This is a genomic window from Streptococcus mitis (genome assembly GCF_001281025.1).
GTDB classification, from domain to species: Bacteria; Bacillota; Bacilli; order Lactobacillales; family Streptococcaceae; genus Streptococcus; species Streptococcus mitis_AK.
In genome coordinates, this window is record NZ_CP012646.1 from 1056582 (window position 1) to 1069749 (window position 13168).

Here is a 13168-nt window from a genome sequence, read left to right on the forward strand (position 1 = left end):
CTCTTTTTAATATACTATTTCCTCTAAAATAATTGAAATTATAGCCTGAATTTGATATGATATCTCTATGGATAAAAGTAGAGCAAAACGTGTTGAGCACGATAAAAAGAGAATCGGTTTAATAGCCCTGGTAGCTATCTTTTCGGTAAGTATTTGTGTCCTTGGTTCAATGATTGGATACAAAGTATATACAAAGCAAAGTTTCGAACAAAAAATTGAGTCTTTAAAAAATGATAAAGATAATCAATTGAGTGAGGGAAATCAGAAAGATCATTTTCGTAAGGGACAAGCCGAAGTAATTGCCTATTATCCTCTCCAAGGGGAGCAAGTGATTTCGTCTATAAAGGGAATCATGACACAGGATATTAAAGACAATCTAGAGGATAAGGAAAATCTGGTTTTTTATTATACGGAGAAACAGGATTCGACTTTAAAAGGGATTGTCAACCGAAGTGTGATGAAACAAGTCTATGATTTAACTTCGTCAAAAGTTGAAGAGACTGAAAAAACTAGTCTGGCAAAAGTACATTTGACAGAAGATGGTAAACCTTTTACACTTGATCAATTATTTTCAGATCCTAGTAAAGCCAAAGAGCAGTTGTTAAAAGAAATCACCACTTTCTTACAGGATAAGAAATTGGAGCAAGAAAAGATTGATCAAGTTGTTAAAGGCTTCTCTGACCAAGACTTGTCTGCATGGAATTTTGATTACAAGGATAGTCAGATTATCCTTTATCCAAGTCAGTCAGTTGAAAATCTAGATGAGATTGCCTTGCCGGTATCAAGTTTCTTTGAGGTTATTCAGTCCTCTTATTTATTAGATAAGGACGCAGAACTATATAAGGCTTATTATGAAAAGAAAAATCGTAAAGTAGTAGCCTTGACTTTTGATGATGGACCAAATCCTGCAACGACAAATCAAGCATTAGATACACTTTCTAAGTATGGTATCAAGGCAACTTTCTTTGTTTTAGGTAAGAATGTTTCTGGAAATGAAGAGATTTTGAAACGTATGAAATCGGATGGCCATGCTATTGGAAACCATAGTTGGAGTCATCCAGTGCTTTCAAAACTTTCCCTTGATGAAGCTAAAAAACAAATTACTGATACTGAGGATGCGCTAACTAAAGTGTTGGGTTCTAGTTCCAAACTCATGCGTCCGCCTTATGGAGCCATTACAGACGACATTCGCAATAGCTTAGATTTGAGCTTTATTATGTGGGATGTAGATAGTCTGGACTGGAAGAGTAAAAATGAAGCATCTATTTTGACAGAAATTCAGCGTGAAGTTAAGAATGGTTCTATTATTCTCATGCATGATATCCATGCTGAAACAGTGAATGCTTTACCAAAGGTCATTGACTATTTGAAAGGTCAGGGTTATGACTTTGTGACCGTACCAGATTTGTTAGATTCTCGTCTTAAAGCTCACCAGCTTTACTACGACCGTGATCAATAATACACAAAATCTAAAGAGATAAGTTTTCCTTGAAAATTTGCCTCTTTGGATTTTCTTCTAATTTAGAAAGGAAAAAAATGAAATCTTATATTTTAAACAATGACGTTACAATTCCAGTTCTAGGATTTGGAACCTGGAAAGCTGAAAATGGAGAGATTGCCTATCAAGCTGTTCTAGATGCTTTAAAGGCAGGCTATCGCCATATCGATACGGCAGCTATTTATAAAAATGAAGAAAGCGTTGGTCGTGCTATTCAAGATAGTGGCGTTCCGCGTGAGGAAATTTTTGTAACCAGTAAACTCTGGAATACAAATCACAACTATGAGCAAGCTCGTCAGGCTTTTGAAGAGTCTTTAGAGAAGCTGGGCTTGGGATATTTGGATTTGTATTTGATTCATTGGCCAAATCCAAAACCGCTCAGAGAAAATAACCACTGGAAAATTCGAAATTCAGAAGTTTGGAGAGCGATGGAGGATCTTTACCTAGAAGGCAAAATCCGTGCTATCGGTGTTAGTAATTTTCTTCCCCATCATTTGGATGCCTTGCTTGAAACAGCAAAAATTCTTCCAGCGGTCAATCAAGTTCGTTTGGCTCCAGGTGTGTATCAAGAGGAAGTCGTAGATTACTGTCGAGAAAAAGAAATTTTATTGGAAGCTTGGGGACCTTTTGGTCAGGGAGAACTGTTTGATAGCAAGGAAGTCCAAGAAATCGCAACAAATCACGGAAAGTCTGTTGCTCAGATAGCCTTGGCATGGAGCTTAGCAGAAGGATTTTTACCACTTCCGAAATCTGTCACAGCGTCTCGTATTCAGGCTAATCTTGATTGTTTCGGAATTGAGCTGAATCATGAGGAACGTGAAACCTTAAAAACAATTGCTGTTCAGTCTGGTGCTCCACGAGTTGATGATATGGATTTCTAGAAAATCATAAAAAAATTGTACATTGTTCTAATTTTTGATATAATAGTCAGCAGGAAAGAAAGTCTTATGGCGTTCTTCAAGCGAGCTTGGGATAGTGGGAGCCAAGTAGGACAAAATAAAGAGCTGGCGCTTTCTGTAGTATTTTCAAAAACAATGAAGTAATAAATTAGGGTGGAACCGCGTTTTTGACGCCCCTAGGTTAAATCAACCTAGGATTGTCGGACGCGGTTCTTTCGCTTATTCAGTCTATTATGTGAAAGAAAGGAGAGACGTGGAAAACCTTTATCTTGTAAAAGACGATAGTCAACTAGCTGCATTTCGTGAGTTTGTAGTAAGAAATACTGAAAAGTTGAAAGATTATCAATCTTTTTTAAAGAATGAACTTGCAGTCTGTGATTTACCGCAAGCCGTTATTTGGTCAAGTTTTAATGCTGCTACACAGATTATTAGGGAAAGTGCTGTTCCAGCCTATACAAATAATAGACGAATAGTTATGACGCCTGATTTAGCTGTTTGGAAAGAGTTGTATTTGTATCAGTTGATGGACTACGAGTGTTCTCAGCAAACTCAAGCAATAGAAAGTCACTATCATTCTTTATCTGAAAATTTCCTCTTACAGATTGTAGGACATGAGTTAGCTCATTGGTCGGAGTATTTTTTAGATGATTTTGATGGTTACGACTCTTATATCTGGTTCGAAGAGGGTATGGTTGAATATATTAGTCGCAAGTATTTCTTGACAGAAGAGGAATTTCAAGCGGAAAAAATTTGTAATCAATCTCTTGTAGAACTTTTTCAGAAGAAGTATGGTTGGCATTCATTGAATGATTTTGGTTCTTCGACTTATGATAAGAACTATGCAAGTATTTTTTACGAATACTGGCGTAGTTTTTTGACAATAGATAAGTTGGTAGAAAATCTAGGTAGTGTACAAGCGGTCTTCGATTCTTATCATTTATGGGCAAATACAGATAAAACTCTTCCCTTGTTAAATTGGTTTGTTCAGCAGAAATTAATTGAAAAAGAAATATAAAAACTAAAGGAGTAAACAATGTCTAAGAAATTAACATTTCAAGAAATTATTTTGACTTTGCAACAATTTTGGAATGATCAAGGTTGTATGCTTATGCAGGCTTATGACAACGAAAAAGGTGCGGGAACAATGAGTCCTTACACTTTCCTTCGTGCTATCGGACCTGAGCCATGGAATGCGGCTTATGTAGAGCCATCACGTCGTCCTGCTGACGGTCGTTACGGGGAAAACCCTAATCGTCTCTACCAACACCACCAATTCCAGGTGGTTATGAAACCTTCTCCATCAAACATCCAAGAACTTTACCTTGAGTCTTTGGAAAAATTGGGAATCAATCCTTTGGAACATGATATTCGTTTCGTTGAGGATAACTGGGAAAATCCATCTACTGGTTCAGCTGGTCTTGGATGGGAAGTTTGGCTTGACGGTATGGAAATCACTCAGTTCACTTACTTCCAACAAGTAGGTGGATTGGCAACTGGCCCTGTGACTGCGGAAGTTACCTATGGTTTGGAGCGTTTGGCTTCTTACATTCAAGAAGTAGACTCTGTCTATGATATCGAGTGGGCTGATGGTGTAAAATACGGAGAAATCTTTATCCAGCCTGAGTATGAGCACTCAAAATATTCATTTGAAATTTCAGATCAAGAAATGTTGCTGGAAAACTTTGATAAGTTTGAAAAAGAAGCTGGTCGTGCCTTGGAAGAAGGATTAGTGCACCCTGCCTATGACTATGTTCTCAAATGTTCACATACCTTTAACCTGCTTGATGCGCGTGGTGCCGTATCTGTAACAGAGCGCGCAGGCTATATCGCTCGTATCCGTAACTTGGCCCGTGTCGTAGCCAAAACCTTTGTCGCAGAACGAAAACGCCTAGGCTACCCACTTTTGGATGAAGAAACAAGAGCTAAACTCCTAGCAGAAGACGCGGAATAAAGAAAGTGACAAATTACGAAAATGGGCGAACAGTGTGAGCCCTGAACCAGTTGCCGCAGTGATGAAGGTATCCTTAGTGAAACTAAGGATACTAGGCAAAATTGGAGACTTTTGGCTCCAATTTTAGCAATGAAACAACGAAGTTGGTTGCTTGCGTGCCAATCACATAAGGCAAACTGGAAAATAAAAAGATATTTTTCGGAGAAAAAACATGACAAAAAACTTATTAGTAGAACTCGGTCTTGAAGAATTACCAGCCTACGTAGTAACACCAAGTGAAAAACAACTAGGCGAAAAAATGGCAGTCTTCCTCAAGGAAAACCGCCTGTCTTTTGAAGCTATTCAGACCTTCTCAACACCACGTCGTTTGGCTGTTCGTGTAACTGGTCTTGCAGACAAACAGTCTGATTTGACAGAAGATTTCAAGGGGCCAGCAAAGAAAATTGCCTTGGATAGTGATGGAAACTTCACCAAAGCAGCTCAAGGATTTGTCCGTGGAAAAGGATTGACTGTTGAAGATATCGAATTCCGTGAAATCAAGGGTGAAGAATATGTCTATGTCACTAAGGAAGAAATTGGTCAAGCAGTTGAAGCCATTGTTCCTGGTGTTGTAGATGTCTTGAAGTCACTGACTTTCCCTGTCAGCATGCACTGGGCTGGAAATAGTTTTGAATACATCCGCCCTGTTCACACCTTAACTGTTCTCTTGGATGAGCAAGAGTTTGATTTGGATTTCCTTGATATCAAGGGAGGTCGTGTGAGCCGTGGTCATCGTTTCTTGGGGAAAGAAACCAAAATTCAGTCAGCATTGAGCTATGAAGAAGATCTTCGTGCACAATTTGTAATAGCAGATCCACGTGAACGAGAGCAAATGATTGTTGACCAAATCAAAGCAATCGAAGCTGAGCATAGTGTACGCATCGAGATTGATGCTGACTTGCTTAATGAAGTCTTGAACTTGGTTGAATACCCAACTGCCTTTATGGGAAGTTTTGATGCCAAATACCTTGAAGTTCCAGAAGAAGTTTTGGTGACTTCAATGAAAGAACACCAACGTTACTTTGTTGTTCGTGATCAAGATGGTAAACTATTGCCAAACTTTATTTCTGTCCGTAACGGAAATGCAGAGCATTTGGAAAATGTCATTAAAGGAAATGAAAAAGTCTTGGTAGCCCGCTTGGAAGACGGTGAATTCTTCTGGCGTGAAGACCAAAAATTGGTCATTTCAGATCTTGTTGAAAAATTAAACAATGTGACTTTCCATGAGAAAATTGGTTCCCTTCGTGAACACATGATTCGTACTGGTCAGATTGCTATTCTCTTGGCAGAAAAAGCAGGATTGTCAGCGGATGAAACGATTGATCTAGCCCGTGCAGCAGCCATTTACAAGTTTGACTTGTTGACAGGTATGGTTGGTGAATTTGACGAGCTCCAAGGAATTATGGGGGAGAAATATGCCCTTCTTGCTGGTGAAACTCCAGCAGTGGCAGTTGCTATTCGTGAACACTACATGCCTACATCAGCTGAAGGAGAACTTCCAGAGAGCAAGGTCGGTGCAGTGCTTGCCATTGCAGATAAATTGGATACGATATTGAGTTTCTTCTCAGTAGGCTTGATTCCATCAGGTTCTAATGACCCTTATGCCCTTCGTCGTGCGACCCAAGGTGTGGTTCGTATCTTGGATGCCTTTGGTTGGCACATTGCTATGGATGAGTTGATTGATAGCCTTTATGCTTTGAAATTTGACAGTTTGACTTATGAAAATAAGACAGAGGTTATGGAATTTATCAAGGCTCGTGTTGATAAGATGATGGGCTCTACTCCAAAAGATATTAAGGAAGCCGTTCTTGCAGGGTCAAACTTTGTTGTGGCGGATATGTTGGAAGCAGCAAGTGCTCTTGTAGAAGCAAGCAAGGGAGAAGACTTTAAACCATCTGTTGAATCACTTTCTCGTGCCTTTAACTTGGCTGAGAAGGCAGAAGGAGTTGCTACAGTTGATTCAGCACTTTTTGAAAATGACCAAGAAAAAGCTTTGGCGGAAGCAGTAGAATCACTTATTTTATCAGGATCCGCAAGTCAGCAATTGAACCAACTCTTTGCTCTTAGCCCAGTCATTGATGCATTCTTTGAGAATACCATGGTTATGGCTGAAAATGAAGCAGTCCGTCAAAATCGTTTGGCAATCTTGTCACAACTAACCAAGAAAGCAGCTAAGCTCGCTCGTTTTAACCAAATCAATACTAAATAAACTCAGTCAAACGGACTGTATCTTATCACAAAGGAGAAGAAATGGATCCGAAAAAAATCGCTCGTATCAACGAGCTTGCCAAAAAGAAAAAAACAGAAGGCTTAACTTCTGCTGAAAAAGTGGAACAAGCTAAACTTCGTGAGGAGTATATCGAAGGCTATCGTCGCTCTGTTCGTCACCACATTGAAGGGATCAAAATTGTGGACGAAGAAGGAAACGATGTTACACCAGAGAAACTACGTCAAGTCCAACGTGAAAAAGGATTACATGGTCGTAGTCTCGACGACCCAAATTCATAATAAATATTCTTTCTTTTAACAAGGATAGATAAAATAATAACCAAAAGACTAGCAGTTTTTGTCTGCTAGTCTTTTTATCACTAAAAAAGGAACCAAGATGGTTCCCAAAGCTATTATTAGTTACTTGCGCCAGATGTAGCGTCTGCGCCACCACCGTGGCCTCCAGCATCACCTGAATCTGAAGCTCCAGATGTGGCATCTGCACTGCCATGTCCTCCAGCAGGAGCTGCAGCATTTCCACCGACTAGACGTTGACCAGTCGTATTGAGGTACCAGTCAAGCCATGGTTGGAAATTAAAGATAATCTCATTGATTCCAGCATATGAACCATCTGGGTAATACATTGCTTGGTAATTATGGGTATTAATAACGCCTTCTGGTGTTCCTGGTACAATTGTACGGACATATTCTTGGTCCCCATTACGCAATACGCCGACAACCCATTCAACGTTTTTCATTCTAGAATCTGGCAATGTACCGTGTACTGTTCCTAATCTGTTTCCTGATTGAGCACGGACACGTTTACCAAACATTGTATCTGGGTCTTGGTGTGCGTTATTAAAGTACAAGAATTGATTATTATCATCTGCAAATGTTAATTCAAATGGCATTGCCTTCAAGAACATGTCAATTTGGTTAACTGTCAAGATACCGTGGTCTAATTTAACGTAAGTATCACCAGAAACAGCTCCAACAAGTTCAGCTGCTTTTTCTACCCATTCAGGATCGTCTGGATCAACACCTTGAATTGTAGTTGCAATTGAATTTGTACAATATAAATCTTCTGGTGCAATTGGTTTTGGTTTTTTCAATTTTGAAACGACTCCCACATATTTTACAAAGTTGTCCAAGCATGTTTCAAGGAAATTAACAGTTCCTTCATTTGTGATATTTCCATTAACATCAAAAGCTTCTTTAGCTTTACCGAGAAGGAATTCATTTCCTGGAAGTGTGTAGGCATTGACACCTGGGGCATCAAGAATCTTACGAAGGTGAACTTGGGCACGAGAAGTACCTTGGTCGTAGTAAGAAGCACCCACAATCATGACTGGCTTGTTTTCAAATGGATGAACTTCGTATGAAAGCCATTCAAGAACTGATTTAAGAGAAGCTGAGATTGTGTGGTTATGCTCAGGAGTAGCAATGATAACACCATCAGCACGAGTAATTCTGTTATACAAGAGACGTAATTGGAAACTTTCATCCCATTTTTCGTCTTGGTTGAACATTGGAACTTCGTCAATTTCGAGAACTTCTAATTCAAATTTGAGTTTGAAGTGACGACGGATGAATTCCAAGAGTTTACGGTTATATGATTGATCGTAGTTTGATCCTACAAGTCCAACAAATTTCATTCTTTTTGGTCTCCTATCTTACAAATTTTCCCAGTCAAAGTCTTCGGCATCTTTGCGAAGTAGTGCTTGTGCGTTACGCAATTTTTCTGTGATTTTTACAAAGATACGGAAGTCGTCAAAAGTAGCATCCAGTTTTTTGATAACATCAAGATCCACTAGGTCTCCACTTGGGTTGAAGGCTTGAAGAGAATGTGAAAGCAAGAATTCATCTGGAAGGACACTTGCTTTAATTTCTGGAGCATTCAAGATTTGGCGAAGTTGTAATTGGGCACGTGATGAACCAAGCGTACCGTAAGAAGCACCAGTAATCATGATTGGTTTGTTCAAAAGTGGGTAAATACCGTATGACAACCAAGCAAGAGCGCTCATCAAAACAGCTGGGATAGAGTGGTCATACTCAGGAGTACCGATAATAACGCCATCTGCCTCTTCAATTTTAGCAGCTATTTCTAGAATTTCAGCAGGTACTTGCTTGTCAGCTGGTTTATTGAAGACAGGAATGTCTTTAATTTCAACAAGTTCAATTTCAGCTTTTTCAGCAAAGTGTTTTTGCATGTATTGAAGCAATTGGCGGTTTGTAGAACGTTTTGAATTTGTTCCAACAATAGCAATAAGTTTTAACATGAGATTTCCTTTCTCTTTTTACATAATACAATTTTAGAACTCCATTGAAACATCTATTTCTATAGAGTAGGAATTCCTGAAGAACAGCTTAGGTGACCTTCCTTATCGATGAGGATAGCTTCGATGCCCTCCAAACTTTCGACTTGCCAGAGGATAGAAGCAGGTCTTTCTCCAAAGAGTCGAGTTGTCCAGATTTCTCCATCAACAGATTTATCAGAGATGATAGTTAGACTTGCTAGTTCCGTTTCAACAGGATATCCTGTTTGGCTGTCAAAAATATGATGGTAATCTTTTCCATCGACAGTCAGGTGACGTTCGTAAATGCCTGAAGTCACGACAGATTTATTGACAATAGGGATGGTCATTAAGTGATTTCCCCTCGGATTGGCTGGGTCTTGAATCCCAATTTGCCAAGGCTGATTTCCTCTTGCCTGATTTTTTCCAATGGTCAGGATATTCCCTCCCAGATTAATCAAGGCAGATGTCACTCCCTCTTCTCTAAGAAATTGGGCAACCTTATCCGCACTATAACCCTTGGCTAAACAACCAAGATCAATCTTCATTCCTTTTTGTTTTAAAAACACAGTGGAAGTGGAAGAATCTAACTCGATATAATGAGGATTGATTAAAGGTAGCACCGACTCAATTTCTTGAGGCTGGGCGACCTTGGCATCTGAAAAACCGATACGCCAGGTTTGAATTAAGGGACCAATGCTGATGTTGAGATGACTAGAGGGCGCTAGGCTATGTTCTAATCCAAGTGAAATCAGCTCAAACAGGTTTGGATGAACTTTGACTGGAGTTATTCCAGCTTGATGATTGATTTCCATCAACTCCGATTCTTGGCTATTGGCATTGAAACGGCATTCAAGTTCTTTGAGCAAACCAAAGGATTTTTGGAGCAAGCTATCGGCTCGCTCATCTACTAATGAAATAGTGATAGTAGTCCCCATTAGGCGTTCGGAATGTGAACTAAGAGGCAAGCTACCAACTCCTTTCTCTTATGAAAAGAAGGCTGCAATATAGTAAATTTATATTAAATTTAACCCCTTACATTTTCTTTCCATGATACTAGCATACCATAAAGTCAGCGTTTTCACAAATAAAATTTGTAAACTTGTCAAGAAATATGCTCAGAAAATAAAGAGTAATTGTAAGAAAGGCTGATAAAATACAGATTATTTACATTTTTTTACAAAAAAATCGGGAAAATTAGCTAAACTCTTGTAAACGCTAACAGTAAATGTTATACTAGAAGGGTAAATTTAAAATTAAAGGTAGGAATTTTTCTATGAGTAAAATCGTTGTAGTTGGTGCTAACCACGCTGGTACAGCATGTATTAATACTATGTTGGATAATTTTGGTAATGAGAACGAAATTGTTGTATTCGACCAAAACTCTAACATCTCTTTCCTAGGATGTGGAATGGCCCTTTGGATTGGTGAACAAATTGACGGTGCTGAAGGCTTGTTCTATTCTGATAAAGAAAAATTGGAAGCTAAAGGTGCTAAGGTTTACATGAACTCACCAGTTCTTTCAATCGACTATGATAACAAAGTAGTTACAGCAGAAGTTGAAGGGAAAGAGCACAAAGAATCATACGAGAAATTGATTTTCGCTACAGGTTCTACACCAATCTTGCCACCAATCGAAGGTGTTGAAATTGTTAAAGGAAACCGCGAATTTAAAGCAACTCTTGAAAACGTACAATTCGTGAAATTGTACCAAAATGCTGAAGAAGTTATCAATAAACTTGCTGACAAGAGCCAACACCTCGACCGTATCGCCGTTGTTGGTGGTGGTTACATCGGTGTTGAACTTGCTGAAGCCTTTGAGCGTCTTGGAAAAGAAGTTGTCCTTGTTGATATCGTTGATACTGTTTTGAACGGTTACTATGACAGAGACTTCACACAAATGATGGCGAAGAACTTGGAAGACCACAACATTCGCTTGGCTCTTGGTCAAACTGTTAAAGCAATCGAGGGTGACGGTAAAGTTGAACGCTTGATTACTGATAAAGAAACTTTCGATGTGGATATGGTTATCCTTGCAGTTGGTTTCCGTCCAAATACTGCTCTTGCTGATGGTAAGATTGAACTCTTCCGTAACGGTGCTTTCCTTGTAAACAAGAAACAAGAAACTTCACTTCCTGGTGTATTTGCTGTTGGAGACTGTGCGACTGTTTATGACAACGCTCGTAAAGATACAAGCTACATCGCACTTGCTTCAAACGCAGTTCGTACTGGTATTGTTGGTGCTTACAATGCTTGTGGACATGAATTGGAAGGAATCGGTGTTCAAGGTTCAAACGGTATCTCAATCTACGGTCTTCACATGGTTTCAACTGGTTTGACTCTTGAAAAAGCTAAAGCTGCTGGTTACAACGCAACTGAAACAGGCTTTAACGATCTTCAAAAACCAGAATTCATGAAACATGATAACCATGAAGTAGCCATCAAGATTGTCTTTGACAAAGATAGTCGTGAAATTCTTGGTGCACAAATGGTTTCACATGACCCTGCGATTAGTATGGGAATTCACATGTTCTCACTTGCTATTCAAGAGCATGTGACAATTGATAAATTGGCATTGACAGACCTATTCTTCTTGCCACACTTCAACAAACCATACAACTACATCACAATGGCTGCACTTACAGCTGAAAAATAAAAATGAATGAGCTATCTGGCCTTAAGTTAAGGCCAGATAGTTTTTTAACCATTCTGTACCCACACAATTATGTTTTTTTTATCTTGTGATTCATTCTAATCTAACATAAAATGAAATGGTAGCTACCAATACAAACAATGAGGATAAAGAAATGACTGAAAATCGTTATGAACTAAATAAAAACTTGGCACAGATGCTCAAAGGTGGGGTTATCATGGACGTTCAGAACCCTGAACAAGCCCGTATCGCTGAAGCTGCTGGTGCGGCAGCTGTTATGGCCTTGGAGAGGATTCCGGCTGATATTCGTGCAGTTGGTGGGGTTTCCCGCATGAGTGATCCAAAGATGATTAAGGAAATCCAAGAAGCAGTCAGCATTCCAGTAATGGCCAAGGTCAGAATCGGGCACTTTGTTGAAGCTCAGATTTTAGAGGCTATTGAAATTGACTATATCGATGAGAGTGAGGTTTTATCTCCAGCTGATGACCGTTTCCATGTGGACAAAAAAGAATTCCAAGTTCCTTTTGTCTGTGGGGCTAAGGACTTGGGTGAAGCCTTGCGTCGTATCGCTGAAGGTGCTTCTATGATTCGTACAAAAGGAGAACCAGGGACAGGAGACATTGTTCAAGCTGTTCGTCATATGCGTATGATGAATCAGGAAATTCGCCGCATTCAAAACCTACGTGAGGACGAACTTTATGTTGCCGCCAAGGACTTACAAGTCCCTGTAGAATTGGTTCAATACGTCCATGAACATGGGAAATTGCCAGTTGTAAATTTCGCTGCTGGAGGTGTTGCAACGCCAGCAGATGCTGCGCTGATGATGCAATTAGGGGCAGAGGGTGTCTTTGTCGGTTCAGGTATTTTCAAGTCAGGAGATCCTGTTAAACGAGCGAGTGCCATTGTCAAAGCGGTAACTAATTTCCGAAATCCTCAGATCCTAGCTCAAATCTCTGAAGATCTAGGAGAAGCCATGGTTGGTATCAATGAAAATGAGATCCAAATCCTCATGGCTGAGCGAGGAAAATAGATGAAAATCGGAATATTGGCCTTGCAAGGGGCCTTTGCAGAACATGCAAAAGTGCTAGATCAATTAGGTGTCGAGAGTGTTGAAATCAGAAATTTAGATGATTTTCAACAATATCAGAGTGACTTGGCGGGTTTGATACTACCTGGTGGGGAATCTACAACCATGGGCAAGCTCTTACGTGAGCAGGACATGCTGATTCCCATTCGAGAAACCATACTTTCTGGACTTCCCGTTTTTGGTACTTGCGCAGGCTTGATTCTCTTAGCTAAGGAAATTACTTCTCAGGAAGAGAGTCATCTAAGAACTATGGATATGGTGGTCGAGCGCAATGCCTATGGGCGCCAATTAGGAAGTTTCTACACGGAAGCAGAATGTAAGGGAGTCGGTCAGATTCCAATGACTTTTATTCGCGGTCCGATTATCAGTAGTGTTGGAGAAGATGTAGAAATTCTAGCAACAGTTGAAGATCAAATCGTTGCAGCCCAAGAAAAAAATATGCTGGTAACTTCTTTTCATCCAGAATTGACTGATGATGTGCGCTTGCACCAGTACTTTATCAATATGTGTAAAGAAAAAAGTTGAGATTGAATTTCTCA

12 protein-coding genes are annotated in these 13168 nt (G+C 39.6%); 9 read left to right on the top strand and 3 right to left on the bottom strand.

The window, feature by feature from the left end:
• The first annotated feature begins 67 nt into the window (after positions 1-67).
• From pgdA to RN80_RS05180, 6 genes are all read left to right on the top strand, one after another.
• Positions 68-1459, top strand: a complete 1392-nt coding sequence (gene pgdA, locus RN80_RS05155; RefSeq protein ID WP_060627937.1) for a peptidoglycan-N-acetylglucosamine deacetylase PgdA — start codon at positions 68-70, stop codon at positions 1457-1459.
• A 77-nt stretch (positions 1460-1536) separates the two neighbouring features.
• Positions 1537-2379, top strand: coding sequence for an aldo/keto reductase (locus RN80_RS05160; RefSeq protein ID WP_060627939.1), 843 nt, complete (start codon positions 1537-1539; stop codon positions 2377-2379).
• Positions 2380-2650: 271 nt separating this feature from the next.
• Positions 2651-3412 (top strand): elongation factor Tu, encoded by a 762-nt coding sequence (locus RN80_RS05165; RefSeq protein WP_060627941.1) that lies wholly within the window; start codon positions 2651-2653, stop codon positions 3410-3412.
• A gap of 18 nt (positions 3413-3430) precedes the next feature.
• A complete protein-coding gene (gene glyQ / locus RN80_RS05170) occupies positions 3431-4348 on the top strand; it encodes a glycine--tRNA ligase subunit alpha (RefSeq protein WP_000038736.1) in 918 nt (305 codons plus the stop codon).
• A 211-nt stretch (positions 4349-4559) separates the two neighbouring features.
• Positions 4560-6596 (top strand): glycine--tRNA ligase subunit beta, encoded by a 2037-nt coding sequence (gene glyS, locus RN80_RS05175; RefSeq protein WP_060627943.1) that lies wholly within the window; start codon positions 4560-4562, stop codon positions 6594-6596.
• A gap of 41 nt (positions 6597-6637) precedes the next feature.
• On the top strand, positions 6638-6895 hold the full coding sequence (locus tag RN80_RS05180) for a DUF896 family protein (RefSeq protein WP_000371291.1): 258 nt from the start codon (positions 6638-6640) through the stop codon (positions 6893-6895).
• 116 nt (positions 6896-7011) lie between these two features.
• Here RN80_RS05180 and RN80_RS05185 read toward each other — a convergent pair whose 3' ends face one another.
• The 3 genes from RN80_RS05185 to RN80_RS05195 are packed head-to-tail and all read right to left on the bottom strand — an operon-like array spanning position 7012 to position 9857.
• On the bottom strand, positions 7012-8250 hold the full coding sequence (locus RN80_RS05185) for an NAD(P)H-dependent oxidoreductase (RefSeq protein ID WP_045611925.1): 1239 nt from the start codon (positions 8248-8250) through the stop codon (positions 7012-7014).
• Positions 8251-8268: 18 nt separating this feature from the next.
• Positions 8269-8874 carry an NADPH-dependent FMN reductase gene (locus RN80_RS05190; protein WP_000915951.1) on the bottom strand — a complete coding sequence of 202 codons (606 nt, stop codon included), beginning with the start codon at positions 8872-8874 and terminating at the stop codon, positions 8269-8271.
• 59 nt (positions 8875-8933) lie between these two features.
• Positions 8934-9857, bottom strand: a complete 924-nt coding sequence (locus tag RN80_RS05195; protein ID WP_060627945.1) for an FAD:protein FMN transferase — start codon at positions 9855-9857, stop codon at positions 8934-8936.
• Positions 9858-10165: 308 nt separating this feature from the next.
• On the opposite strand from RN80_RS05195, the gene nox reads away from it, so the two are divergent.
• The 3 genes from nox (at position 10166) to pdxT (ending at position 13154) form a co-directional block, all read left to right on the top strand.
• Positions 10166-11545: a H2O-forming NADH oxidase gene (gene nox, locus RN80_RS05200; RefSeq protein WP_049500112.1), complete on the top strand. Its 1380-nt coding sequence runs from the start codon at positions 10166-10168 to the stop codon at positions 11543-11545.
• 151 nt (positions 11546-11696) lie between these two features.
• Complete coding sequence (gene pdxS, locus RN80_RS05205; RefSeq protein ID WP_000138533.1) at positions 11697-12572, top strand: pyridoxal 5'-phosphate synthase lyase subunit PdxS; 876 nt, start codon at positions 11697-11699, stop codon at positions 12570-12572.
• The gene (gene pdxT / locus RN80_RS05210) at positions 12573-13154 is read left to right on the top strand and encodes a pyridoxal 5'-phosphate synthase glutaminase subunit PdxT (RefSeq protein ID WP_060627948.1); all 582 of its coding nucleotides are present in this window, start codon (positions 12573-12575) and stop codon (positions 13152-13154) included. It abuts the gene before it with no gap.
• Positions 13155-13168: the final 14 nt, after the last annotated feature.